The sequence below is a fragment of the Bradyrhizobium sp. USDA 327 genome, assembly GCF_041262065.1.
In the GTDB taxonomy this organism is placed as follows: domain Bacteria; phylum Pseudomonadota; class Alphaproteobacteria; order Rhizobiales; family Xanthobacteraceae; genus Bradyrhizobium; species Bradyrhizobium liaoningense.
This window is the reverse complement of the sequence record NZ_JBGCCW010000001.1, coordinates 112681-139658: the sequence shown is the minus strand read 5'-3', so window position 1 is coordinate 139658 and position 26978 is coordinate 112681. Positions and strand designations below refer to the sequence as shown.

The window sequence follows — 26978 nt, the reverse complement described above, 5'->3', positions numbered from 1 at the left end:
GATCAGCCGCAGGCCGCTAGATCGGCTCTGCCTTTCATTTCATAATTCGCATGGTCAATATTGTTCGCCAACAGCCGTTCTGATGCAGGCAGCGGCGCACTCCGCGGTTTTGCCGGCGAGTCCCACTGCTCTAGGAGCTTACAGGCCAGTCTAATCGCGGGGGCAATCTGAAAGCGCACCGGCGCGGTCAGCGGACCGCCCCAATTCTCCAGATCCATCGGCTGGCAGCCGATAAGAGCGAGCTCTCGCGGGCGGCGGCCAAGCAAATCGGCCGCGCTCAAGACCTCCTGGAAGCCCATCTGATGCAGGCTCACCTTCTTGGCCCCCGTGAATTTTGGCACTTCGTCATCTCGTACAAGCTCCAACTGCCCGGGCAGCAATCCATAGTCGATGGCGTCGAACACGATCAGGCAGTCGGCCCCCTCAAGAAAACTAACGAGGTAGAGCCCCTGGGTGCCGCCATCGAGAACGGTGACGTATCATCGACCGCGTAGCTACGATGAAACTCCTCGACCGCACGCACACCGAATCCCTCATCGGCCCACAGAATATTGCCAATGCCGAGCACCAAAATCCGCTTTTTCTCTGTTGAATTGAGCATCCGCTTCCCAGTCAATCGCCAAACCAATGCTCACCTACTTGATAGAAGGGAAGCTGCGGCGCGACACGACGTCGTCCCAGAGCACCGCGTAGATGTGGACCAGCGCGAACATCACGATCACCCACAGGCCGAGATGATGCCAGGTGTGAAAGTCCTGGCTGTTCGGCCAGAGTGAAAACACCCAGCCGAACACCTTGTACTGCCAGCTGTCAGTACCGGCACCTTGCCCGTAAAGTGCAAAGCCGGTGACGACCATGAACGTGATCGTCTGCGTAAACATGAAGAACATTGCTAGCTGAGCAAGGCGGTTGTGCCCGAGGCCCCTTTCAGGCTCAACCGCAAGGAACGAATACCGGCGAATCTCGTGGTGCAACTCCCGCCAAAAGCACCGGCGCCAAAGCGGCACGCAAAAGATCTGCATGGCGTGCGCGTTTCCCATCAAGGCCCAGTAGATACGCAGAAGAAAGCCGGCGCTGAGTACATATCCCGCCGAGAAATGAGCAAAGCGGATATAGCCGAATAGAAAACCGCCGCTAACGATTCGCTTGCCGGAACGATCGAGATTGAACCCATTCGGCGTCTGGACGGCCACCGTCGTTACCTCCTCAACTCGGCTTGCCTTTGTGGGCAGGGCGATCCGGCCGGTGCCTCAACCGCTTCGCGGCGGTGACCGCCGCGTGGGCAGCGACCGCTAGCCCCACCACGCCGGCAGCGGCCATGCCGATCTCGTCGGCGTTCTGCTCGATGCCGAACTGCTTGATGGTCGTGAGTCGGTCGTAAAATGACCCTTTATCCCAGAAGCCATCTTCGGAGCAGCCGAGACAGCCGTGGCCGGATTGAATGGGAAATGAAACGCCGCCGTTCCACCGAAGGGCCGAACAGGCATTGTAGGTGGTTGGTCCCTTGCAGCCCAACTTGTACAAGCAATAGCCCTTGCGTGCGTTGGTGTCGTCCCACTCTTCGACGAATTGACCAGCGTCGAAATGGGACCGCCGGTAGCACTTATCGTGAATGCGCTCGGAATAAAACATACTTGGACGCCCTTGGTGATCAAGCTTTGGAAGCTTTCCGAACGTGGTAATGAAAGTCACGAGGCCGCTCATGACCTCTGCGATCGGCGGGCCCCCGGGCACCTTGATGAAGGGCCTGTTGGTGATTACCTTATCGATCGGCACCGCGCGAGTCGGATTTGGCTTGGCCGCCTGCACGCATCCCCAGGACGCACACGTGCCCCAAGCGACGATCGCCATGGACTCTTCCGCCATCGACGTGAGCTTTTCAACGAACGGCTTGCCGCCGTCAATGCAGAACATGCCACCCTCGTTCAAGGGCGGGTTACCTTCAACGGCAAGCACATATCCGCCTTTGTACCTGGCACGGGTTTCCTCCAGGATGGCCTCAGCCTGGTGTCCTGCCGCCGCCATGATCATATGGTCATAGTCGAGCGAAATCATCGACAGCAGCGCGTCCTTGATCAAGGGATGAGCCGAGCGGATAAAGCTTTCCGAGCAGCAGGTACACTCAAGCCCGTGCAGCCAGATGACGGGCACTCGCGGTTTGGTTTCCAGGGCGTGCGCAATACTGCTTGCACCAAGCCCCAAGCTCGCGGCCGTGAAACTGCAGAATTTAAGGAAACTGCGACGCGTGATACCCTGTCGTCTGATCACGCCGTAGAAGGTTTCCGTTGCATCACCCATGAAACCTTCCAAGCGAGTTGTCGCCAGCGTTACGATTGGTGATGTTCGGCAAGAAACAAGCCAGCAGAGCGAAACACCTGAAAGATAACAAGCCACCGCTTTAAGATTTTCGGCTTGTCGAATCCGGCCAGCGTCCCAGAAGCTAGGCCATTGATCTGCTACGCTATTGGTGTCCAGTTTTCGACGTCGATGTGAGCACTTTAACAAATCAAGCCGATCGTTCACCGCTGAAGGGAACTACGCTCCTGCAGGCGGCACTCATGATGCCGATTGTTGAATAGAATTGGTTCAGTCGACGGGCACCACATTGCCCGGCCTCAATCAGACTTGCCGATCGCTGACCAACGGTGCGTTAAAGCGCTCATAATCGAACCTAATGCAGGCAGCACGTACCAACGCGGTTGCCGAGCAAGGAACAGAGCCCGCAAGGGACTGAGAATGTGGTGCGCACGTTGGCTTGACTTTAGGTCTGATTTGATCCGATCTACCCCTGGTTCCAAGGGGCTCCTCGCCTACGGGGCTGTGCGCGGCGACAGGCTGGACGTTTAGAGCGATCGCCCTGGCAAACCTAAGATGATTCGTTGCCTCGCCCGGTACAATGTCTGTCGATGATGGCTAAGGTGAAGATTGTCGCAAATGCGAACATCACCATACCAGCGGCAACCACACTTCCTCGTGCCAGCGCGGCTCTTGGACGTAGTCCACGACATAGGCCGACAACACCTTGGTGCGTCCAGGAATATTTCCGCCGATCATCATCACGACGCCGAATGTGCCTATCGTGTGAGAAAATCCAAGCACGGCCGCTTTAACGAGCTCCAGTCGCGCCAGCGGTGCGATGATAGCAACGAAGCCATACAATGGCGAAACACGCCCTGTCATTTCCAACGGGTGATCGCCAACCGCAAGAAAGGCGTTACGTATCGGCTGCACGACCAATGGCAGCGCCGAGAGCACCGATCCGACCACGATCCCGACGAAGGTAAGAGCGAGCGTGCGCTCGCCCCAGAAAGAGGCGAGAACGCCGCCGGGTCCGTCGGGGCCGAGCAGAACGAGTACGCAAAAGCCGAGAGCCGCTGGGGGTAGTACCAGCGGAAGGGCAATTAGCGCAGCGACAGCCTCGCTCAGAAAAGTCTTTGAACGCGCCAGCCACCAGGCGAGGGGCACACCAATCACGAGGAGGATCACGGTCGTCACGCTAGCGAGCTCTATCGTGAGCGCAATGGATTGCGAGATCTCTGACGAATCAAAATCCATGTGCGTCAGCCCGCCAACGAGCGCAGGTCGCCGTATCGCGATAGTGATTGCCTGCACGTCGGGCTGCCCAGCGATGTGGTGCGAATAGCCATTTGTTCGTGCGGCAGCTCGCTCTGTCCCCCAAATTTACGCGCACCGTTTCTGCGAGCAAGAGCAGCATCGCAAGGCTCATCGGCAACTCCTGTGACAAGTCCGCTTCGTCCCACCCGACGGCGGCAGCTTCTCATTTGTCATCAGCAATTCGAGTGCCACGTGCGAACAGCGGCGGCGCTATGCTTATGTGAAAGCACTTTGCGTAGACGCCGACGTCACCGTGGAGTGGACCTAACGCTTTGTCAGGTTTCTGGCATCTTTGTTTCCAAGCGGACAGCAACAGCCGCCCAACGAAAACGGCAGACTCGACTCGAGAAATGCCTGTTTGGTTTGTCGGCGGCTCAAATCCCGTGCTCGCAGGGCCGGTAGCTGAACCGATCGCAAGAAGCCTGCCGGTCGGCAGCTACGCAAACGAAGTAGCTGAAAACTCGTCGTAAGGCTGGTTCGGCGACGCGGCAAAGGCGCGAGGGGCCGCGAGCGACGGCCGCTCCCCTGACCGGCTTAGCTTGCACATCGTCAGCACAGGCGTGGAGACAAACGCCGCGTCATCGACGAGATTGGCCGCTTGCGGAAAAACGCAGTCATCCATCAGAGGTCCTACCCGGGCAACGCAGCTCCTAGCCAGACTTCCATTCGGTAAATGCGTTCAATCCAAAATAGCAATTTTACCAACTGCACGTACTGCTGCACGATCTCAACACTCCAGCATTCCGCTAATGCGCGCTACGCTGCAGCCTAATGTTCGACCTTGCGAACACGGCTAAGAGCACTCAAGCCGATGCCACCGAAGGGAGGCCATTGTCCGCGACTTTTTAGTCCGCCGCAGTTTGGGATTTGGTGCATATCTTGCTTAGCGAGAAAGGACAACGCAACTAAACGCCTGCCTTTGGAAAGACGCGCCGGCTCTCGGACGCGTCTTCAATCGCGCAAGGCTATAATGATTAGTCTCGTATGACACTGTCGCCTCTCACCGAGCCGCGGCACACATTCGAGTATATTCGGGAAGGAAGCGTCATGACCACCATGGCAACCGCGGCGCCTGTGCGCGCGTCGCAAGCTTGGTATAAGATACTCTACGTCCAGGTGCTGATCGCAATCCTAATTGGCGCCATGGTTGGCTGCCTATGGCCGTCTGTCGCCACAAACGACTGGGTCAAGGCGCTCGGTGATGGGTTCATCAAGCTCATCAAGATGGTGATCGCGCCCATTATTTTCTGCACCGTCACGTCTGGCATTGCGCATATTCAAGATGCCAAGAAAGTCGGGTGCGTCGGCGTCAAGGCGCTGTTCTATTTCGAGATCGTCTCCAGCTTTGCCTTGCTGTTGGGCCTTGCCATGGGCAATCTGGTCCGGATTGGCCATGGCCTTGCGGTCAAACCGGATGCTGCGGCGGTCGCCAATTACGTCAAGCAGGCGGAAGCCTCGAAAACCGTCGACTTTATTCTCAACATCATTCCCGATAGCGTGGTCGGCGCCTTCGCTCGCGGCGATGTTCTGCAGGTTCTCCTGTTCGCGATCCTTTTTGGCTTCTCGCTGATGGCGTTGGGAAAGCGTGGCGAGCGTCTGCGCGGCATGATTGACGACGTCGCGCACGCGGTGTTCGGGGTAATAGCTATTGTAATGAAAGCGGCCCCGATCGGCGCCTTCGGCGCCATGGCTTTCACAGTCGGCAAGTTCGGGCCCGCAGCACTCGGCAATCTGATCGGTCTGATCGCGCTGTTTTACGTGACTGCTGCCCTATTCGTAGTAGTCGTGCTTGGTCTGATCGCCCGCCTCGTCGGCTTTTCAATCTTCAAGTTCCTTATCTATATTAAAGACGAGCTTCTGATCGTGCTCGGTACTTCATCCTCCGAAAGCGCGCTCCCTCAATTGATGGAGAAGCTCGAGCGGCTGGGCTGCTCCAAGCCGGTGGTCGGGCTGGTGGTGCCGACTGGCTACTCCTTCAACCTTGACGGCACCAATATCTATATGACACTTGCAACATTGTTCATTGCCCAGGCACTCGGTGTCGATCTCAGCTTTGGCCAGCAGCTCACGATCCTGCTAGTAGCAATGCTAACTTCGAAGGGAGCAAGCGGCGTCACCGGCGCAGGCTTTATCACGCTCGCTGCGACATTATCGGTAGTAAACCCAGCTCTGGTGCCGGGCATGGCAATCGTGTTTTCTATCGACAAGTTCATGAGCGAGGTGCGCGCCCTCACCAACATCATCGGCAATGGCATCGCGGCTGTGTTCGTATCCTGGTGGGAAAGCGAGCTCGATCACGTGACGCTGCAGACTCGGCTCAACAAGTCCACCGCTTCCACTACTATCGACACTACAAGCACATGAGGTAGGTCCCGGATCTGAACCGCCGCCATTCGGACACGAATACTCCCCCTGCGCTCTCCGGCGCACAGCATTATTCCGCGCCGCAGCCAGGGCAGCTGCCCCTGAGAGGCTAGGGTCCAGACTCAATTGAGCCAATATGCGACGAGAGCGGCGAGATGAACAGCGGCCAAAAAATTACGGGCGAGCTTGTCATATCGCGTGGCGATGCGCCGGAAGTCCTTGAGCCTGCAAAAGCAGCGTTCGATGACATTTCGTCCTTTGTAGGCGCGTTTGTTGAAGCGATGGATGACGACACGGTTAGATTTATTGGGGATTACGGGCTTGGCGCCACGACGAATGATTGCGCCGCGAAGCTTGTCGCCATCATACCCTTTGTCGGCGAGGAGCACGCTCATGGGTGGCGCGAGCGCCAGGACATCGGGAGCCGCAGCGATATCGGCATCCTGGCCTGGAGTCAGATGCAGGACGACCGGCCGGCAGAGCGGATCGCTCAGCGCATGGATTTTTGTCGTGCGGCCTCCGCGCGAGCGGCCGATTGCTTGATTGTGCTCCCCCCTTTTCCGCCGGAGCCACACCGGTGAGCTTTAATCGAGGTCGAGTCGAGCGACAGTACGACGCCGTCTTCGCCAGGCTTGGCCAGCGCTTCGAAGATTGCGCACCATCGTCCTCGCTTGGCCCAGCGATTGAAGCGATTGTAGATCGTCGTGTAAGGGCCGTATTCACGTGGACAATCACGCCATCGTGCACCCGATTGCAGCATGTGAATGATGCCGCTGACGATGCGTCGGTCGTCGTCCCGATCCGGCCCCGTCAGTCCCCTCGGCAGATGCGGTTCGATACGCGCCCATTGCCTGTCGTTCAGCCAAAACAAACCAGCGCGCATTCTCTCGCCCCCGAATCAACACGTAGGCAAGAGAATCACGTGGCGCTATTTAGGTACAGACCCTAGTACCCGGAATCAGAGCTGAGTGATACGGCGGCCTTTGAAACGGCGTTGACGGACCTTTTTCTTGGTCCAGACGAAGGGCTCGGCTCTGTCGTTGTATGCGTTGACGTAGGCATCGATGTGTTCCTGAAGCTGCTTGAGGCTCGTGAAGGAGGTGCCGCTGAGCGACTGCCCCTGCAAGATGGAAAACCATACTTCGACCTGATTGAGCCATGACGCACTTGTCGGCGTGAAATGAAATTGCACGTTGGGGTGGGCCTTGAGCCAGTCCTCGTTCTTTTTATGGGTGTTGAGGTTGTCGAGGATGACGTGAAGCTTGCGGTTCGGAAAAGTCGCGGTGACGCTGTTCATGAAATCGAGAAACTCGACGCGGCGCCGGCGTTTTGAATGGGTCGCGATGATCTTTCCGGTGGCGACTTCGAGCGCCGCAAACAATGTTGTGGTGCCATGCCGCTTGTAATCGTGGCTTTGGCCGGTTAAGGCGCGGCCATTGGGCAACTTCAGATAACCCTGCGCTCGCTCCAAAGCCTGGATCGAGGGCTTCTCGTCCACGCACAGCACAATGGCCTTCGCCGGCGGCGCGACATAGAGGCCGACAACATCGGCGGCTTTGGCCGTAAAGTTCGGGTCGTTGCTCTCGCACCAGGACTTGCGAGCCACCAGGTCAATCTTGTGGCTGCGCAGGAACCGCCAGACATATTGGACATCGACATCGCCCAGCGCCTCGGCCAGCAGGGGGCCGGTCCAGCGCGCAAACCCTTGCGGTGGCGGCTTATCCAGCAGCTTCAGAATCCGCTTGTCGGTCGTCTTCGTATAGATCGGCTGCTTGCCAGGCCGCGGCTTGTCTTGCAGCCCTTCAAGGCCATGGTCGGCATAGCGATGCCGCCAAAGGCTGACAATCCGCGGCTGGACCCCAACTTCCTTGGCGATCGACCGGGTGCTGCGCCCATCCGCCGCCAACAGAACTATCCGCGCCCGCTTCAAATCGCGCTGCAACGTCACCGGTGAGCGACAGCACGCCTCAAGCACCTTGCGATCTTTCCTCGAAAGGTGGACTTCTCTTGCTTCGGGTATCATCCCGACCTTGAATCACGACTCACGTTCCAAGAAAAGTGGGTACTAGCGAGAAAAGAGGCAGGAGCTTTTTCAGGGTTTCGCTTTCGCACTCAAGGGCTACCGGCCATCTGAACGCTTGTGCAACATTTTTGCCAAGCCGATGACGGGACTGACGGACTAGGTATTGGTCCGCCTACGAAGATCCATATGCACGTCGCTCCACTTGCCTCACGCGATTAAGGACGACGTAGGGATCCTGCGGACGCAGCTTGTCGTTCTCGTTACGATGCGCGCTGCGTTAGCAGAGCATGGTGGGTGTGATCAGCGTGAATGGCACTCGACAAAGCCGTGGCGAGTCATACGAGGCTGCCCTGCGTTCTGCGACGCCGCTCGCTTCCAGCGGAACCAGTTTTTCGCAGCTAAAGCGCGATAAGATTGGAACGAATCATCATCGCGCGTAGGACTCGCGCGACTCCGGCTTCTGTGTCGGCAGGCGAACTTGCGCTTTCTTCGCGGGAGCGGCTGTGTCGGGGAGACGAGTCATTGGGCAGCTTTTTTCTGATCCTTGCCGGTCCGGAGGCGCGCCTTCGAACCTATCGGCTGAACTGAAACCACTGTCCTCATTCCGCGGCCTAATGGGGCGCATTGGCCGTAGGCTCGAGCGATGCGCAAAAGCGGACGTTTCAGCTTCGACTAAAGTCGCGTCAGCGACACCTACTGAAAGGTTTAGGACAAATATACGTATGTTTATAATGCGTTTTTTCCCCGCCCGTGCTGAGTTCGGCAGCCGATGATCGATCTTGCACACGCTATCATGCGGACCCAAGTGTTCAAGATTGCCTCATTTTTGCCTAAAATGCTATAGCTCTCCCGCCGGATAACAGGCCGGACGGTCTCAAAATGTATAGGATCAGCAGTTTCAAACGTTCAGCCCCTCAGTTGACCTTGGGCAGCATAGCGCTAGCCGCGGTTACACTGACTTGCGTGTACTTTCAGGCGCATTTCGCCGCCGCGGCGTTCGCCTATTTGTTAGTAGTCTTACTATTTTCGTTGATGGGCAGCTTCATTGCTTCATCAGCGCTTTGCATCGTCGCAATCGCTGCTCTCGCATACTACTTTGCGCCGCCGGCGTTTAGTTTACGAATCGATGATCCCCGCGATGTTCCTGTGGTTGTTGCATTTCTTATTGTCTCTGTTGTCGGAACGTACCTGATTGGAAAACTCCGCCAGGAAAGAGAGGCTGCACGTGTGGCTGCGGCCAAGCTTCAGCGGAGTGCCTCGGATTTGGAGGATCGTGAAAAACGGTGGCGCGCAATTTTCGAGCACAATCCAGCCATGTACTTCATGGTCGATGAGGCCGGCATTGTCCTCAACGTCAATACGTTGGGCGCGACACAACTGGGATTTGCTTGTGCAGAACTATTGGGCCAATCCGTGCTCGACGTATTTCTGGAGGAGGATCGCGCATTCGTCCGCAAATGCATTCAGACGTGTCTTGAGGATGTTGGACAATCGCGCACTTGGGACGTCCGGAAAGTCAGGAAGGACGGTTCTGTATTGTGGGTGCGTGAAAACGCCAAGGCCATGCTTTGGGCCGGCGACCGCCCCGTCATCCTCATGGCGTGCGAAGATATTACGGAGCGCAAGCAGACCGAGCTTGCGCTGCAGCGGAGCGAAGCGCATTTGGCTCACGCGCAGGAGTTGAGTCATACAGGCAGCTTCAGCTGGAACGCCTCTACCGGCGAGGCCTTCTGGTCTAAGGAGACATTTCGGATTTTCCAAATCGATCTTCAGACGACACCGGCGCCACAACTCGTCATTGAGCGCACGCACCCAGATGATAGGGCTTCTGTCAAAGAGATTATCGATGAAGCGATGCGAGACCTGAGGGATTTCGAGCACGAGTACCGGCTGCTGCTACCTGACGGCTCCGTGAAGCACATCCATGCGCAGGCACGAGTCACGCGAACCGCCTCTGGTGAAATTGAGTTTGTTGGGGCAGCCACCGATATTACGGCAGCTAGGCGAGCAGAACAGCAGTTGCGCCGAAGCGAGGCCTATCTGGCCGAGGCTCAGCATCTCACTCACACAGGCAGCTGGTCCTGGGACGTCCACACACGAGATTTCGTTTATCGCTCCGCTGAGGTCGACCGCCTGTTTGGCTTTAACCCACAAGAGCCGGTTTCGCTAGAGACTATTCGATCGCGCATCCATCCGGAAGACTTGCCAGGGTTGCAGGAGGTGCAGCGTCAGGCGATTGACCAGGAGCACGAACGGTTCGAATATGATTTCCGTGTTATTCTGCCAGATGGCGGGATAAGGCGCATACACTCCGTTGCACACGTTGTCGTCGGCAGCGATGGTAATGTCAGCGAGCTGATCGGAACACATATGGATGTTACCGAGCAACACGCAGCTAGGGAACGCTTGGAAAACACGCTTGTAGCGCTGCGCGAGAGCGAACAGCGCTTTCGCGACTATGCCGAGACTGCTTCCGACTGGCTCTGGGAAACCGGGCCAGATCATCGGGTCACTCACTTGTCCGAGCACACCAGCGCTGCGGGAATTTTGGCGACAGGGTTAACGGGCCTGCTTCGCTGGGACATCGCGTGCGACATGGAAGAAGAACCGGAGAAGTGGCGTCAGCATCGGGCGACGTTGCAGGCACACCTGCCGTTCCGGGATCTCATCTACCGTACCGTAAATAGGATGGGATCTCCGATCTACGTCCGCACGAGTGGCAAGCCCTTCTTCGACGGAAACGGAAATTTTTTGGGCTATCGCGGCGTCAGCACTGACATCACCGCTACCATTCGCGCTGATCAGGCCGAACAAGAGCTGCGAAAGGCACAGGCGGAGCTTGCACATGTGACGCGTGTAACGACCTTGGGAGAAATGACAACTTCTATCGCCCACGAGATAACCCAACCACTCGCCGCTATCCTCAGCAACGCCGATGCGTGCCTCGGCTGGATGGCTCGCGATGTTCCCAATCTTGCAGCCGCGCGCTCTTCAGTCGAATGGATCATAGAAGATGCAATCCGGGCAAGCGAGGTGATCCGTAGTATTCGCGCACTCGCGAAAAAGGGCGAGATCGAGATGGTGCCGCTCGACATTAATCAGGTGGTTAGGGACGTCAGCGCGCTGGTAACACGAGAGCTGGTGAGCCACCAAGTGACGTTGCGAAGCGAGTTGGCGTCTGCGCTGCCTAGGGTCCTCGGTGATCGAATTCAGCTACAACAAGTGATCATCAATCTGGTGATGAACGGAATCGAGGCCATGGACGCAGTTACAGACCGGCCGCGTGAACTTCTGATTCAATCATCTACGGACGATCTGGGGTACGTGCAGCTTTCCGTGACCGATTGCGGCGTCGGGATCGCCGAGAATGACGCGGACCGCGTCTTGGACCCCTTCTTCACCACCAAATCGAGCGGCCTAGGAATGGGCCTTTCGATCTGCCGGTCGATCGTGGAAGTTCACGGAGGACGAATTTCAGTGGTTCAGAAAAATGGACCGGGCGCGACGTTCCAGTTTGCCCTTCCGCTGCATAAGGAGGCCATCTCGTGACAGGACGATTTGACTGGAGAGGCCAAGGCGGACATACCGAGGCTTCGACGAAGGCAATCGTCTTTGTCGTCGAGGATGACATCTCTATGCGTCGCTCGCTTACGAACCTTTTTCGATCGGTAGGCTTGGAGGTCGTGGCGTTCGGATCGGCCCGTGAAATGCTGCAGAGCACAATGCCGGACGTCACAAGCTGTCTAGTTCTTGATGTCCGGCTGCCGGGCCTGAGCGGCCTTGACTACCAGACCGAGCTCGCCAGGTTGAACATACACATCCCAATCATCTTCATTACCGGCCATGGCGACATTCCCATGACCGTCAGGGCCATGAAGGGAGGCGCGGTCGATTTCCTCAGCAAGCCCTTCCGCGATCAGGAACTGCTTGATGCCGTCGTTGCGGCGACCGAACGCGATCGCAAAAGACGAGAAGCTCAGCGAACCGTGGCGAACCTGAAATCTCTATTTGAGACCCTAAGCCCGCGAGAACAGGCAGTGATGAAACTGGTCGCGACGGGGCTGATGAACAAGCAGGTAGCCGCCGAACTTGGGCTCGCCGAGATCACCGTCAAGATCTACCGGGGACACGTAATGAAAAAGATGCGTGCCCGCTCGCTGGCTGACTTGATCAGAATGAGCGAGACGCTCGGAATTAGCGCCAATCACACTGAACAAACCCAAGTATGATTTTACAATTCCATCACTTAAGCCCACTTTCGCGAAAGTGGCTGACGGTTTGGCAGCCGCTGTACTGCGTCGGGAGGGCTCATCTTGTCCACGCCTTTGATTTCCGTCGTTGACGACGACCCCTCGGTCCGTGCGGCGACAGAAAACCTTTTGAAATCGCGTGGCTACGTCGTGCAGATATTTGCCTCGGCCGAGGCGCTCCTGCGGTCGCCGCGGTTGAACGAGATATCCTGCGTCATAACTGATGTGCAGATGGCAGCGATGAGCGGGCTGGAGCTGCTGGCAGAGATGCGGACGCGTGGTTACCAAGCACCCTTCATTTTCATTACAGCTTTCCCCAACGAGCGCGTACGCGCGTCAGCCTTGGACGCCGGAGCGATCGGCTTCCTCGCCAAACCATTCGGCGTACAAGAGTTAGTCAAGTGTCTCGACAGCGCACTGCAGGCATATGGCGACCGAGGCCGCATCTGATTCGATCAACTGCGCGTTCTTGTCCGATCTAACGACGATCACGCACCGGGCAACCTCTTTGCGGCCGGAACCGCGACCTGCCCTAACGTTATTAGGAGCTAATTCTTGCCCGCCAAAGCATTACCGGCTACTGTCGGCTGCAAAACAACCTTTGACCTTGCGAGAGACGGAGGGTACGCCGGCTCGATTCATTCCAGGTCGTGATCAAAGTAATGCCGGCCCAGAGCGATCAGCGCCCCTAGCATTTAACTCCACCTGGAGCGAAGCTATATGCTCCATTGCAGAGCGGTTCCCGAGAGCGCTCGGCAAGCACGAGATTGGTTGTGCTCAGCCCAGCCGCGGTGACGACGAAATGGAGCTTCGCCAGGACGCCCCTCATGTCTTGGTCACCGCTTTTCCGGTGAAAGCGCTTTGAACGATGCCCAGCCCAAGGAATTGTTACGTCCGCTGACGCGTGCGGGTTGGACTTGTCTATAGGGCCGCCGCTTCGTTATCGATTCCCAGCGCTCCGGCTATCGTCAAGCTCCCACATCATGTGTGGCAGACCTCTGGTCCAACCCGTCAAACGTGCTCGGCGCAACACGTCCCCACCACGGCCGGGCTATCACACAGGTGTCCTCGCCGCAGCGAGCATCGGCAGCAACTGGTTTGTACTGTAGCCCCCAATTTCTTAGGGCAAACAAATCAGTCAGCAACTGCTAAGCTAAGGAGAACCGAGGAGACAGCATTGATGTCTCCTGTGTCAGAACGTAACCTAAGTTCGTCTGAGCTATGCGGGATTTTGGGTGACGAGGCGATCAGGCGGCGTGGTTTTCCGGCACTTGGATGACCTCGATGCCGTTTTCGAATCTGACACCTGCGCTGACCTTCGGCAACTGATTTGTGCCTTTCAGCCGCCGCCAGGTCTTTGATGCGGCGCAGAGCAGCTTGAACACCATCAACTTGGCAGTCGTTGACGATAACGAACCTTTCGTGCGCACCGTTCTGTGCCGGACCGTCGCGAACACGCTTTCGATGGGATTCGTCGTCCGCAAGTGGTCCCAATGCTCGGCGGGGAATTCGTAGAACGCAAGCATTGCGTCGCGATCTTTCGTCAGGCACTCGACCGCCTTGTCGTACTTCGCTCCGTATTTCTCGGCAAAGACATCGATCGCCACTTCGGCCGAAGCTCGGTTGGACGCCAAATAGACCTCGCGCAGATCCTTCTTCATGCTGGCCTGTACCGACACTGCGACTTTGTTCAAGATATTCGCGGTTTTGTGCACCCAGCACCGCTGATGTCGCGTGGCGGGAAAGACCTCGTCGAGCGCCTTCCAGAAGCCGAGCGCGCCGTCACCGACGGCGATTTCCGGGGCGATCTTCAGCCCACGGGTTTTCGCCTCGACGAGCAGTTCGTGCCAGCTCTGCGTGCTCTCGCGCACGCCGACCTGGAAGCCGATGAGTTCCTTCTTGCCTTCCGGCGTCGCGCCGATCAGCACCAGCATGCATTCGCTGTGGTCTTCCATGCGAGCCTGCAGGAAGACGCCGTCCGCCCACACGTATACGTACCGGCGCGCCGACAGATCGCGCTTCTGCCAACGCTCGTACTCGAGCTGCCACTCCGTCGTCAGTCTGGAAACCACCCCCGGAGAAAGATTCGGCGCATCCTTGCCCAAGAGCGCCGCCAGCGCCTCCTGGAAGTCGCCCGTCGAGATGCCTCGCAGGTACAGAACCGGCAAAAGTGCATCCAAGCTCTTCGTGCGCCGTGCCCACAACGGCAGGATCGCCGAGGTGAAGCGGATCCGCTCGCCATCGCTGGTCACCGCGCGATCGCGAATCTTTACCCGGGCGACTTCGACGGCGCCGATCCCCGTCTGGATCGTCCGCACTGGACCATGGCCGTGCCGCACGAGGCGGTCGCGGCCATCGGGACGCTTCAAGCCCTTCATCGCGGCGAGAAACGCCTCGGCTTCCATCTCGACAGCCTGCGCAAGCAGCTGCCGAGCACCAGATCGCAAAATATTCGTCAGTGGATCGTCGATCTCATCGGGCTGACGCAGTGGGACAATGTTGCTATGCTCGTTCATGGCGTATCGCTCTCCTTGAGGTTCTGGCAGGCTCGACACCCGCCTCGATACGCCGCCTATCTCATTCCGTCATCACCCAGTTTCCCGCATAGCTCGTCTGCTGGGTTGAGCTGGCCGCTTCCGGAGGGAATGACCGATGAAGACCTGGAGCTTTTGCTTTTCCCGGCCCCACGACCAGCGTCTCAGAGCCCGCAGCGGCCGGTGCCCGACTGGAGCTACATCGATAAAGAGCTCCGCCGGCGCAACGTAACCCGTCGCCTGCTCTGGGAGGAGTATCGCGCCGTTAATCCCGACGGTTTCGGGTACACGTGGTTCTGCACTACCTACGAGGCCTGGAAGGGGCGGGTCCGACCTTCGATGCGGCAGATTCATCTGGGCGGCGAGAAGGTGTTCGTGGATTTCGCCGGCGACACCATCGACATCGTCGATCCCCTGACCGGGGAAGTGCAGCCGATGAAGCTGTTCGTCGCGGCGATGGGCGCTTCGAACTACACCTACGCCGAGGCCTGCCCCAGCGAGAGCTTGGCCGACTGGATCCGGGCCCACGTCAACTTGTTCACGTTTTTGAGCGGAACGCCGACGTTCGTGGTCTGCGACAACCTCAAAGCCGCCGTCAGCAACCCCGACCGCTACGATCCCGGCCTCAATCGCACTTATGCCGAGATGGCGAGCCATTACGGCACGGCCATTCTCGCCGCACGGCCGCGGCGCCCAAAAGACAAGGCGAAGGTCGAGGTCGCGGTGCAAATCGCCCAGCGCTGGATTCTGGCCCGGCTGCGCAATCAGCGCTTCTTTTCCCGGGCCGAGCTCAACGCCGCCATCAAGACACTCGTCGACGAACTCAATGCTCGTCAAATGCGTGGCTTCGGCTCAAGCCGCGCCGAACTGTTTGCCGAACTCGACAAACCCAAGCTAACCCCGCTGCCAGATCAGCCTTATGCCTTCGCACGCTGGAAGCGCTGCCGCCTCGCTCCCGATTATCATGTCGAGGTCGACGGCCATTGGTACTCCGCGCCGTATCGTCTGATTGGCGAGCTGGTCGATGCCCGTATCGACGATCGGACGGTCGAGATCTTCCACAAGGGCCAGCGGATCGCCAGCCATGCCCGCGCGCCCAACCGACGCGGACACACCACCATCGCCGACCACATGCCCAGCGCCCATCGCCGCTACGGCGAATGGACCCCCGCCGCGGTGATCGCCGCCGGCGAGCGGATCGGTCCTTCGACAGCAGCGTTTTTCCAGGCCGTGATCGACGCCCGGCCCCATCCAGAACAAGGCTTTCGAACCTGCCTTGGCATTCTGGCGCTCGTCAAAAGCTACGGCGCCGACTGACCGGAATGGCCAAGGCCTTCGAGGAGCAGCGCCGATCGCCCGATCTCGAAGCCCTGCCGTTCGAAGATCGCATCGGCCTGTTGGTCGACCGCGAAGCCGCCGAACGCGACACCAGGCGGCTCACCACGCGCCTCAAGATCGCCGCACTGCGCCAGACTGCTTGCGTCGAGGACGTCGATCTGCGCACCCCGCGGGGCATCGACCGCGCCGTTTTCGCCAAACTCGTCGAAGGTCGCTGGATCGATCGCCACGAGAATTTGCTCGTCACCGGGGCAACCGGCCTGGGCAAAAGTTGGTTAGCCTGCGCGCTCGGCCACAAGGCCTGCCGCGACAACCGATCAGTCCTCTATCATCGCGTTCCAAGGCTGTTCGAGGCGCTCGCGCTCGCGCGCGGAGACGGACGCTACGCCCGGCTCCTCAAAAGCCTCGGCCGCGCTCAGCTTCTGATTTTGGATGATTGGGGACTATCGGTGCTCACCGCCGCGGAACGCCGCGATCTGCTCGAAATCCTCGAGGACCGACATGGCCGCGCATCCACCATCGTCACAAGTCAGCTCCCCGTGGACACCTGGCATGGAGCCATTGGGGACCCCACGGTCGCCGACGCCATTCTCGATCGCCTCGTCCACAACGCCCACCGCCTCCAGCTCACCGGAGAAAGCATGCGAAAACGCAGCGCCAAAACCATCACCCTTGACGGCCAACCAGAACACTGACTCTATCTCCCATCGGCCGTAGCGGGCTGCTCACGATCGTCTGAATTCAGTGCTCACGATCGCGCGAAATCGATGCTCACGATCCGTGAAATCCGCAGTCTGCTGGGCGATCGCCTGCTCGCGCGTCAGGCGGGCCATTTCGACCGTCGAGACGCTGCCCGATTTGATCAGTGACGAGGCCCGCTCGACGGCGGCCACTGCCTTCTCCCGTCGCGCGGCCGCGGCCTCGATCGCCGACTGGATTTCGGCAATGCGCGCCTGGAGCTGGAGGATGCGACCGTCGCGGAACTGGGCCGCCTGGCGGGCGAGGTCCTGTTGCGCCGTCTCGGCGGCCGCAAGCTTGGCGGCGAAACTCGGGCGCTCATTTTCCATCCGGGACATCTGCCGCCGAAGATCGTCGAGCCGCACGCGATCGCCACGCGCGTTGACGACATGAAGGATCGCGTCGCCCTCATGGACCACGCTGAGTTGCGTCGAGCCTTGCGGCGGCTTCGCGCTCACGGTGCCGTCAATCGGCGAGCGCAACGTCACGATCCTGGCATTGACCACGGCCGCAACGCTCGAGGTCTGCAGCACGGCCTTCAGCGGCAACCATCCGAAGACGGCCACAATCGCAAGGCCAATGCCGACCTTGAGCAGGCGGCGAACCGGCGCGAGCCTGCAGGTACTTCGGGATGGGAAGCACTATCGCTGACGGGCTCGCTCACCGGCTCGTCGTGCGCCGGCTGCAACCGATCCTGCAAATCGCGCTGCAACCCTCGTGCGCCCGATTCCTCGTCCTTGCTGACGGACGTATGATCTTCGGGAACGGGCTTCTGCTGTTCCTGATTCTCTCCCTTTTGTGAGACGTCAAGCCCAACATATTGCTTCATAGCCCCTCCGATTCGTGTGATTGCGTGCAGGCTTGAAGATAGCGGACCTTTCGTCCCGCGGGCGCCGACCGCAATTATGTCATCGTGTGGGGTCCGGACGCCGATCGGCGTCCCAAGTACTTGATTGACTTCGCGCGTACGGGGGTCAATGTTCAGCGTCGATTCACAGCCAACTCTATCTCGCCCACGGCGACATCAGCCCCTGAGTCGGTTTTGCAGTGCCTGCCGATCGACGACGAGCTGGTCCAGGTGGACTGTCTGCCCTCCTTGCTCCAATTGCCTAACCAGCGCCCGCGTCCCGTCCACGACAAAGACGCCGCAATCATAAGTGTTCTGCTGCTGGGCCATGCCGGCTGGCTCCAGGCGGAGGTGCAGCCTACTTGCGAGATGCTCTGCATGCTTTTTGTTGAGTCCCCTGTAGGAATCGTAGTGGTAGGCGACCGGCTGCCCCCGGTCACTGCGATCAACGAACAGCAGCGACCAATGGTTGCCGAGGTTATTAGGATCTTCAGGGTTGGCATTAATCACGGGCAGGAACAGGAAGTCGGCTGTATCATTAAATTCATCATCATGGACGATGCGCTGGAACTCGGTTTGCACGACGCCATCGTCGTTAGAGCCCAGATAATTTAGGACGATGAGGGGATTCACGAACCGCGTCCGGGCGGCGAGATCCGGATCGTTCCTCTGCAAATCCTGCTCCTGGAGCCGGTAATCCCTGTCGATATGCTCGTCGCCCAGCCATTCCGTGTCCTCGAGCACCAGCCCGTGGCCGTGAGACGAGACTGTCGGATCTAAAGCCCCGATCTGAGCGTTGGCGGAGGTGATCGGAAACGGCCGTACAGAATTAGCATCGTCGCGTGATTCGGACGGCGTGGGCGCAGTCAGATCAACCAATGGAAAACCGCGGTAGGTGTCCGAGCGCGCCCTGGCAGCGGGCGCCGGCGCAAAGTGAGCATCGTCGCGCAATTCCCACGGCGTGGGCGCATCCAGATGCACCAATGACTCAAGGCCGCCGTAGATGTCTGAGGGAGCCCTGCCGGTTGATGGTGAGGCCGGTTCTTGCATCTGCCGTCGCGCCAGCTCCTCGCGCAACCACGCCAAAGCTTCATCATCCGAGAAGGCTGGCGCCGGAGAAAGCCCCTGCGGCGAACCGGGCTGTCGAGCGCCCTGGTGATGCCCCGGTACTGGCCCGGCAAACAGCGGCCGAAAGTCAGGCGCCGGGGCCCAAGCATTGTCACGCAACTCGAATGGTGTGCGCGGATTCGGATTAACCGCTGCCTCAAGACCGGCGTAGGTGTCTGAGCGAGCCCTGGCAGGATGCGCTGGCGCAAAATGAGCATCGTCGCGCAACTCGGACGGCGTCGGCGCATTCAGATCAACAAATGGCTCAAGACCAGCGTAGGTGTCTGAACGGGCCCTGGCAGGATGCGCTGGCGCAAAATGAGCATCGTCGCGCAACTCGGACGGCGTCGGCGCATTCAGATCAACAAATGGCTCAAGACCAGCGTAGGTGTCTGAACGAGCCCTGGCAGGATGCGCTGGCGCAAAATGAGCATCGTCGCGCAACTCGGACGGCGTCGGCGCATTCAGATCAACAAATGGCTCAAGACCAGCGTAGGTGTCTGAACGAGCCCTGGCAGGATGCGCCGGCGCAAAGTGAGCATCGTCGCGCAACTCGGACGGCGTCGGCGCATTCAGATCAACAAATGGCTCAAGACCAGCGTAGGTGTCTGAACGAGCCCTGGCAGGATGCGCCGGCGCAAAGTGAGCATCGTCGCGCAACTCGGACGGCGTCGGCGCATTCAGATCAACAAATGGCTCAAGACCAGCGTAGGTGTCTGAACGAGCCCTGGCAGGATGCGCCGGCGCAAAGTGAGCATCGTCGCGCAACTCGGACGGCGTCGGCGCATTCAGATCAACAAATGGCTCAAGACCAGCGTAGGTGTCTGAACGAGCCCCGGCAGGATGCGCCGGCGCAAAGTGAGCATCGTCGCGCAACTCGGACGGCGTCGGCGCATTCAAATCAACAAATGGCTCAAGACCAGCGTAGGTGTCTGAACGAGCCCTGGCAGGATGCGCCGGCGCAAAGTGAGCATCGTCGCGCAACTCGGACGGCGTCGGCGCATTCAGATCAACAAATGGCTCAAGACCAGCGTAGGTGTCTGAACGGGCCCTGGCAGGATGCGCTGGCGCAAAATGAGCATCGTCGCGCAACTCGGACGGCGTCGGCGCATTCAGATCAACAGATGGCTCAAGCCTGCCCTTAGCATGTGACGGGGGCCTGGATGGTGATGCTGGTTCGTGCAGCTGTTCACCCAACCAAACCCAAGCTCCCGCGCTTGGGCTTGCCGGCGTTGAGGGAAGATCCTGCGCCGAGCCGGGATGCCGATCGCCCCACGCGGCCGGCGAGCTCGGCTGCTCAGGGCCTGGCAGCCCCAGCTCTCGGTTCGCCTCGATGAGTTTTAAGTAGCTGCGAAGATGCGACAAATCGGGACGGTATCTTGCGCCTCCGGTCCGTTGGAACGCCAGCACATCGTTGTCCAGCGTTAACTGCTCCTTGCTAGAGCCGTTAAGTCGCCCGATGATGCTCCCTTTGCGATTCCCTTTAAGCCACGCACTCAGCGCGCGAAGACGTGTCGCCCGCTTTTGCGCAGACCCCTTATCCTTCGCAGTTTTAACATGTTTCAGAGCTTGGCTCAGCGCGCCCTCGATGAGGGGCGCATCTTCTGGATGAGGAACCAGGCGACGTGGGGCACCGAGGACGCGGGGTTCGGGAGCTTCGGCTTCTTCACCCCCACGCAAGAGCCGCCGGAGAACATCCAGGGCCGATGTAATGCGGTGCTGGGGGTCACGGCCCAATCTCCGGTACGCCGCAATTTCCTCATCCAGCGGTGTACCTTTTCGTAGCCGAGAAGCTACGGACCCCCCATGCTCTGCGTTGACCCAGCGAACAAATCTCCCAAGCCCGGAAACACTGTTATTGATGGCGCCTGGGGTGAGCTTGCGCCGCTTGGCGTCTACACGAAACCTCGCCAAGAGCTCCGCGTCTTCCCCCGGGAGCGGCTCGCCGATCAGCTCGTTTTGCGACAGCATCGGAGCCTGCATCTGCAATGGGGACGCCGCCAGTTGATGGGATGGCGTCTGCATCAGCTGCCGCTCAACGGCGACGCCCTGCGGATTGCTTAGCGTCTTCTGCCTCTTCGCTGATCTCAACTCCCCTATATCATGCTCATTGATGACGAGAACCTGCTGGTTCCTGTGACGTTTATCCGTCAGTTCGTCGTCATGGTGGCGCCAGTTCAGGGACCCTGCAGCATCCAATGCCAGGCCATGCGGCGGTGAAACCCCATGGTCGGCGCGGGGCAAGTTCAAGTCACGAAAAGACCCTCCTGCATCCGCTGCTTGTTGATGGTGCGCAATTGTCTCGATAGGCGGCGAGGAGCTGGGTCCGTCCATCGTCTCCAAAAGCAGATCCTGCTGGTTCGCAGGCAGAGTCTCCGGCCAGCTGATAGCTCCGCTCGAGCTGTGCTGTGCAGTCGCGGCCCGGGTCCGGCTCGGCTCAGCGCGAACCGCGCCTTCGAAATCAGGAACGGGGCGAATATGAGGCCGGAGCTCGATCGCTCTAGCACCCGCCGGCGACCTCAGGAGATGAGCCAGTGCGGCCCCGGCTTTTCTGCGGCCACGGGGGTCCGCCTCCTTATACTGGCTGACATCATTATCCAGCGAGCCGTCGCCAAGTCGAGCAGCAATGCCGGGCTTATCGTTCTCACGGAGGTAATCACTGAAATCGATAAGAAGAGTTGCATACTTCCTGACGGTGTTGGCGGTGCCTGACGCTGCATCTTCCTTGTACCCTTTGATGAGATCCGCATCTTGGGAATAGGGATTCAGCTCAACCCGGCTTGCAATCGGCGCGATGCCGCCCGGCGATTGGGAGGCTCGAAGATGAACCAGTGGCGTAGCGATGGCCTGCCCCTCCTGCTTGCCGAACTCAAGGGCATCCTCGACCAGCGACTCTTCGGAAAGCCGGGCAGCAATGCCCGGCTTTCCGTTCTTTACGAGCCAATGCCCCAATCCGAGAAGACAACGTACATTGCGCCTGACGGTGCGCTCGGTGGCCCCAGCCTTGAAGAGTGCCGGCCCGAGCCCCTCAATAAGAGACGCATCGTCGGAATAAACAGGATCCATGCCGCTTCCTGCGAAAACCAAATTTGCATGGCCGAGCGGCAGCGCCGACGCATTCAGCGTCGTTCCACCGCCTTCACCGTGCGGAGCCGGCGTATATGGTTGCCCGCTCGCCCGCACGATGGGTCGCGCCTCAGATCGCGATGCATCCGCTTGATAGGCGCGGACCTGCATGAGCACGGGAGCGGACAGGACAGCGACCTCGCTCAGCTGCCGCTGAAAGGCCGCCGCCTCTGCCGACGAGTCGGCTGGAGAGGCATCTTGCGCGTCCACGCTATCCGTTTGTTGCCCCCCCCGATTCATTGAGACGAATTTCATGTGTACTCACTTTCGAAGATGAAGAGCCTGGAGCGCTGATCGCATGCGCCTGGACTTGAGACGACACATCGCCGGCATTTGACGGTTCAGCTGCCAAGCGAAAGGAAGTTGGGGTCACGACGCTCCCGATCGAATTTCAATCGGACCCTGTTGTCGATCTGTTCGAGGAAGCCCGCGCCGGCTTCGAGCTCATCGAGGATTTCCTCTCGGTGAGAAACGGTCCACTTGATCGTGTCACCACAGCGACGCTCTGGCGCGGGACACCCAGGTAACTACATCCCGAGGCGCGCGAACTGCATCGACGCGTGCTCCGCCTCGGGAAGGGGATGCCACGGCTGGCCGCCAGCTGCGGTGCGCAACAAGGACCTACAGAACGCCGGCGTGAGCTTGCCGCGGTGGATCACGACGTTCTCGCGCCCCGTCGCAGCTCGAGCGCTCTGCCAGTCCTGATTGTAGCCGCGCTGGTCATTTGACTTCACGTGGCAAGCGGCGAACCCGGCATCGCTCAGCGTTGCCAACTGCCTGGCATGTACCGGCCGCTTGGTATGGATGTGCACCCACATCGGGCTTGGCGTCGCGCCATTGCGCAGGGCCTTGGGCTGCAGCTTGATCTCGAACAGTGTCCCCGGATCATCCTTCAAGGCGCGCGGTGAATTCACAGCCGCCAACTCCCCGGCCGCTCGCAACTGTTCAAGATACTTCTGGGACGGAAACGCGTAGGTCTTCATGCAATCGATCGTGATCACCGCCTTTTGCGCCGTGAAAGAGTTTGCCTGTCCCTGCACCTCGGACAACATCGCCTTGAGCCGGGCTATTTTGTCGTGCACTTCCGGCACTTGCGCAGGCGTGAGTAGGACACGTCGGCGAGGCTCCTCCAGCGCGGCTACACTGGCCTCAATCTCGGAGGCCTGTGTCTGCAGGCGCTTAACGACGAGATCCACGGCGTGATCGGCGTCCTCGGGCTTCCCGTGGCGCGCTTGCGAGACCGCGCTTTGCTGAGCCGGCAGATCGAACTGCAAAAGTTCGTCCAATCGCTTGAGTAATCCGGTCAGTGCGTTCCTGGAGGGCGGAGCCTGCAATATCTCCAGGTGCCCGGTCGCCGACGATGACGCCCTCGCGAGTGCCGCCTCCTCCGCGCTCGCGAGTTTCTTCGTACCCAGATCCGAGAGTACGATCACCTTGACTGTCGGGGCCGTGGCAGCGTCGGGCGTGGCGAGCTGCGGCTCGCGCGGCCCGGCCGCCGAACTTCGCTCGCCTGCGGCCGGTGCGCGCTTGCCCTTCCCCTCCCTGCGGGCCGCGCCCCCCTCAACCACTACGGCAGTCCGGGCCGTCGGCTCAATCACGGCGGGCGTCTTTGGCTGCACGTCCAAAAGACGCGTGACGTCGTCCGCGGTGACCCATGCACCATCCGCGATCTGGCCCAACAGTTTTAATGGAAGGTCGGCATCCGTTCCGGCGTCCCTTAGCCTGGTAACGATTCCGTGCACCCCTGAGGCAAATTCCGAAAGCCGCTCCATGACTCCTTCCAGAACGGTGCAGTGGTCTGCGTCGAGTGCCGCTCCGTTGCTGCTCAGAACGGCTTCGGACGCCGAGTTAAATGCCGGAAAAACATCCTCGATAAAGGTCCCGAGCAGACGCACCCGCCCATCCTCACCCATGAGGGCGTCGCTTACAGCTGGTTCGAACGTGCTCGCCCGCGACTCAATTAGAAGCTGAGCAAGAGCAACCTGCGATTGCAGATACACGCACTTCGTATAAAGTGCCCAGCCGGTCTGCAGGCGTAGTGCGGCCTCTTCGGCCTGCCGCATCTCGGGCGTGGTGCTCGGCAAGTTGGCGGTGGCCGCGCAGACGGACTGCATCCGTTCCATGCGCAATGCCTTCTTTCCCCACCCCTCCATGCAGGCCTCGTAGTGCTTCGCCACGCTGGATACCGCTCGGCTCAGCTGGTCAGGCTGAGCGTTGGCAACTCGCATATTCTTGAGCAAGGCTGTTGCTTTCTTCCTGCTCTTCTCCAGGTCGCCGATAATCCAGGTGGCCACGATGTCGCATTCGTTTCCCGCAGCGATAGTTTCCTCGCGGAGTCGGCGAGCCCGACCGTCGGAAAGAAGCCCCCGCGCCATGTCCGGGGGGAGGCTCGCGTAATAGCCCAGAACTTCCGAGCCTGCCTTGACGACTTGATCGATCAGCTCTTGCGCCTCCGACGGGTTCGGGTTCCGGGCTCGTGTGGCTGCATTTTTAGAAGCATCAAGCCCCGCAAGCAGGCTGCGCATTTTTTGCTTCGCTGCCTTGATTCCGTCGCCACTTGAGGAAATCTGGACTGCCACCGCCGAAGCTGGTGGCAGGCTCACGAGCGGAGCCGTTCCATCTCGAGGCCCGGAGCGCATCCGCTCCACGACAGAGTCGAAAGATTGCCCGCCCTCCCCGGGGGCGGGACCGAGCTCCGGGCTCGAACTACTCGATCCCCATGCGCTGTCGGCTCCTGCGGGCCCAACGTGCGATTTACCAGCTCGGCCAATGCCTGTCATATTCCACCTCCGATAAAGTCGAGAGTGCGCAGCCAGTCTGCATAGACTGGCTGGCTGACGAGTAGCTGACGTAGGGCGCTTCTCCCCGATTCACAGGAAAACCCGGATCACCGTGGGGTGCAATTCCATCGCGCCTGGCGTGCTGCTGGAGGCAGCGGGGCATCGTCAACTTAATCGACCGCGAGCCGAAGGAGGCGCTTCTCAAAGGTTCGAGATTCGGCGATAGCGCTTGTCGCGGAGATCTCGCGCCAAGTCGCAAAGGCTCGCTCGCGCGAAGCACGACGGAAGTCGGCAGTGACGGCTCCAGAATAGGGGATGTGGAAAAGGTTCGCGACCTGATCGTGAACTGACAGAAACCGTTGAGCCTGACGGGACGATTTGAAACGCTCCATGATCCGCTCGCGCCGCCGCGTCGGCTGATGAGAATTCTCGGCCCAATTGTTGAGAGCTTTGTGCTGGCGATGTTCGACGTGAAAGCCCATCTTCGCCCTCGCAGCGCCGTACGAACGGAGCTTGTCCGTGATTGTCCGTCGTTAGATGGTCGTTCAGCCGCCGGCGGCATACAACGCGCCGGATTCGAGCGAATGGTGGCGGAGGTTTGCCTCGGCAGGGTTGGTGCGGTTTGCGCCCGCGAGGTCTCGCGCTTCGCCCGCAACAGCCGGGATTGGCAGCAACTCATCGAGATGTGCCGCGTGGTCGATACCGTTCTGGTCGATCAAGAGACCATCTATGCGCCAAGGCACGGCAACGACCGCCTGCTGCTCGGGCTCAAGGGCAGCCTCAACGAGTACGAGCTGGATCTGTTGCGCCAGCGCTCGCTCTCGGCCCGCTACGAGAAGGCGCGCCGGGGCGAGTTGGTTGTGACAGCGCCCGTCGGCTTCGTGAAGGCCGGCGACCGTTATGAGAAAGACCCGGATCGGCGTGTCCAGGAGGCGATCAAGCTGGTGTTCGACAAGGTCGAGGAACTGGGCAGCGCGCGACAGGCGCTCTGCTGGCTCCATGAGTACAATCTCGATCTGCCGGTGAAGCAGACCAACGGCGACACGGCCTGGCGGCGACCAAACTACTCTGCCATCCACCGGATCATTGAGAACCCGGTCTACGGCGGCGCCTATGCCTATGGTAAGACAGCTGTGGCGGCGGGATACAGCACCGCTGGCGTGAGCCTGAAGATCCGCCGCAAGGCGCGGAACGAATGGCTGACGCTGAAGCCCAACACTCACGAAGGGTATGTGAGCTGGGAGAAGTTCGAGGCGATTCGCACCATGGTCAGCAGCAATGTTCCCACCAGTCGGCATCACGGCGCGCCCAACCATGGTGACGCGTTGCTGGCCGGTCTGATCCGCTGTAAGCGCTGCGGTCGCAAGCTCACACTCCGGTACTCCGGCATGGAGAACCATATCCCGCGCTACAGCTGCAACCGTGCCTGGATGGATAATGGCTGGGCCCACTGCATCGCCTTCGGCGGACTGCGCGTCGATGACGCCATCGAAGAATCGCTGCTTGGAGTCGTCGGTCCGGGCGCTGTCGCCGCCGCAACCGCTGCCGCCAAGGGAGCCAGGGAACGGCGCGATCAGGTACGCGATGCTCTCAGTCGCGACCTCGAAGCGGCGCGCTATGCCGCCGACAGGGCTTTCCGGCAATACGATGCCGCTGATCCCGCGAACCGGCTGGTGGCCAGTGAGCTGGAAGCGCGCTGGAACAGGGCGCTCGCTCACGCGGCGGAGGTTGAGGCCAAGATCGCCATGCATGATGCGGCCACGCCCGCACCCCTTGCCGATCCAGTCTCGCTCGGCGTTCTGGCCTCGAACCTCAAAACGGTCTGGGATGCGCCGACGACGGATGCTCGCCTCAAGAAGCGCATTGTGCGCACCCTCATCCATGAGGTCGTGGCCGATATCGACGACGCGGCCTCGGAGATCGTTCTCATCGTCCATTGGGTGGGGGGCGCCCACAGCGAGTTGCGCTTGCCGAAGCGCCGGCGCGGACAGCGCAACAGCACCTCTGCCGATATCGTCCAGGCCGTGCGTCAACTGGTGCTGATCGCCAGCGACGATCTGATTGCCGGCCTCCTCAATCGCAACGGCCTCAAGACCGGCAACGGCAATCGCTGGACCCGCGAGCGCGTCACATCAATGCGCTCGAACTACCACATCCCGGTGTTCAAGCCCGCCGAGGACGCGATCGAGCCATGGCTCGGGGCTTGGCAACCTTGACCATCACGCTACTCAACAAAACAGGTTATCGAATCTAGTC

Annotated in this window: 14 protein-coding genes and 5 pseudogenes; 7 read left to right on the top strand and 12 right to left on the bottom strand. The window is 59.8% G+C overall.

What is annotated here, in order from left to right; translation table 11 throughout:
* Window positions 1–2: 2 nt before the first annotated feature.
* From ABIA42_RS00640 to ABIA42_RS00625, 4 genes and pseudogenes are all read right to left on the bottom strand, one after another.
* A pseudogene (locus ABIA42_RS00640) lies at window positions 3–601 on the bottom strand (HyaD/HybD family hydrogenase maturation endopeptidase).
* Between the two features lie 34 nt (window positions 602–635).
* Window positions 636–1193: a Ni/Fe-hydrogenase, b-type cytochrome subunit gene (cybH, locus tag ABIA42_RS00635; RefSeq protein WP_018648279.1), complete on the bottom strand. Its 558-nt coding sequence runs from the start codon at window positions 1191–1193 to the stop codon at window positions 636–638.
* 13 nt (window positions 1194–1206) lie between these two features.
* Complete coding sequence (locus ABIA42_RS00630) at window positions 1207–2298, bottom strand: hydrogenase small subunit (protein ID WP_166344949.1); 1092 nt, start codon at window positions 2296–2298, stop codon at window positions 1207–1209.
* Window positions 2299–2943: 645 nt separating this feature from the next.
* Window positions 2944–3555 (bottom strand): molybdenum ABC transporter permease, encoded by a 612-nt coding sequence (locus ABIA42_RS00625; protein WP_011084530.1) that lies wholly within the window; start codon window positions 3553–3555, stop codon window positions 2944–2946.
* A 1107-nt stretch (window positions 3556–4662) separates the two neighbouring features.
* Between ABIA42_RS00625 and dctA the strand changes: the two genes are divergently transcribed.
* Window positions 4663–5979 (top strand): C4-dicarboxylate transporter DctA, encoded by a 1317-nt coding sequence (gene dctA, locus ABIA42_RS00620; protein WP_011084529.1) that lies wholly within the window; start codon window positions 4663–4665, stop codon window positions 5977–5979.
* A gap of 122 nt (window positions 5980–6101) precedes the next feature.
* Here dctA and ABIA42_RS00615 read toward each other — a convergent pair.
* Both ABIA42_RS00615 and ABIA42_RS00610 read right to left on the bottom strand, forming a co-directional pair.
* Window positions 6102–6884, bottom strand: a pseudogene (locus ABIA42_RS00615) (IS5-like element ISBj2 family transposase).
* Window positions 6885–6937: 53 nt separating this feature from the next.
* On the bottom strand, window positions 6938–8002 hold the full coding sequence (locus tag ABIA42_RS00610) for an IS630-like element ISRj1 family transposase (RefSeq protein WP_011084514.1): 1065 nt from the start codon (window positions 8000–8002) through the stop codon (window positions 6938–6940).
* A gap of 879 nt (window positions 8003–8881) precedes the next feature.
* Here ABIA42_RS00610 and ABIA42_RS00605 point away from each other — a divergent pair.
* The 3 genes from ABIA42_RS00605 (at window position 8882) to ABIA42_RS00595 (ending at window position 12702) form a co-directional block, all read left to right on the top strand.
* Window positions 8882–11551, top strand: a complete 2670-nt coding sequence (locus ABIA42_RS00605; protein WP_011084527.1) for a PAS domain-containing protein — start codon at window positions 8882–8884, stop codon at window positions 11549–11551.
* Entirely contained in the window at window positions 11548–12231 is a 684-nt protein-coding gene (locus ABIA42_RS00600; RefSeq protein ID WP_011084526.1) for a response regulator transcription factor, read from the top strand. Before ABIA42_RS00605 ends, ABIA42_RS00600 begins: the two co-directional genes overlap by 4 nt.
* A gap of 84 nt (window positions 12232–12315) precedes the next feature.
* Window positions 12316–12702, top strand: coding sequence for a response regulator transcription factor (locus ABIA42_RS00595; protein WP_018648887.1), 387 nt, complete (start codon window positions 12316–12318; stop codon window positions 12700–12702).
* 797 nt (window positions 12703–13499) lie between these two features.
* Here the strand turns inward: ABIA42_RS00595 and ABIA42_RS00590 are convergent.
* Window positions 13500–14753, bottom strand: a pseudogene (locus ABIA42_RS00590) (IS256 family transposase); the annotation flags it as partial.
* A 3-nt stretch (window positions 14754–14756) separates the two neighbouring features.
* Here ABIA42_RS00590 and istA point away from each other — a divergent pair.
* Window positions 14757–16100: pseudogene (gene istA, locus ABIA42_RS00585) on the top strand (IS21 family transposase); the annotation flags it as partial.
* Window positions 16101–16108: 8 nt separating this feature from the next.
* Complete coding sequence (gene istB, locus ABIA42_RS00580) at window positions 16109–16819, top strand: IS21-like element ISFK1 family helper ATPase IstB (protein WP_014497929.1); 711 nt, start codon at window positions 16109–16111, stop codon at window positions 16817–16819.
* Window positions 16820–16849: 30 nt separating this feature from the next.
* Here istB and ABIA42_RS00575 read toward each other — a convergent pair whose 3' ends face one another.
* The 5 genes and pseudogenes from ABIA42_RS00575 to ABIA42_RS00555 all read right to left on the bottom strand — a co-directional run.
* Window positions 16850–17428 (bottom strand): hypothetical protein, encoded by a 579-nt coding sequence (locus ABIA42_RS00575; RefSeq protein ID WP_011084521.1) that lies wholly within the window; start codon window positions 17426–17428, stop codon window positions 16850–16852.
* On the bottom strand, window positions 17401–17691 hold the full coding sequence (locus ABIA42_RS00570; RefSeq protein WP_370157107.1) for a hypothetical protein: 291 nt from the start codon (window positions 17689–17691) through the stop codon (window positions 17401–17403). The genes ABIA42_RS00575 and ABIA42_RS00570 overlap by 28 nt, the downstream gene beginning before the upstream one ends.
* 195 nt (window positions 17692–17886) lie before the next feature.
* Window positions 17887–22197, bottom strand: a complete 4311-nt coding sequence (locus ABIA42_RS00565; protein WP_370115813.1) for a Ulp1 family isopeptidase — start codon at window positions 22195–22197, stop codon at window positions 17887–17889.
* 272 nt (window positions 22198–22469) lie between these two features.
* Entirely contained in the window at window positions 22470–24722 is a 2253-nt protein-coding gene (locus tag ABIA42_RS00560) for a hypothetical protein (RefSeq protein WP_028144443.1), read from the bottom strand.
* Window positions 24723–24903: 181 nt separating this feature from the next.
* A pseudogene (locus ABIA42_RS00555) lies at window positions 24904–25255 on the bottom strand (DDE-type integrase/transposase/recombinase); the annotation flags it as partial.
* Here ABIA42_RS00555 and ABIA42_RS00550 point away from each other — a divergent pair.
* A complete protein-coding gene (locus ABIA42_RS00550) occupies window positions 25142–26938 on the top strand; it encodes a recombinase family protein (protein WP_095427044.1) in 1797 nt (598 codons plus the stop codon). The pseudogene ABIA42_RS00555 and the gene ABIA42_RS00550 sit on opposite strands and share 114 nt — an antisense overlap.
* Window positions 26939–26978: the final 40 nt, after the last annotated feature.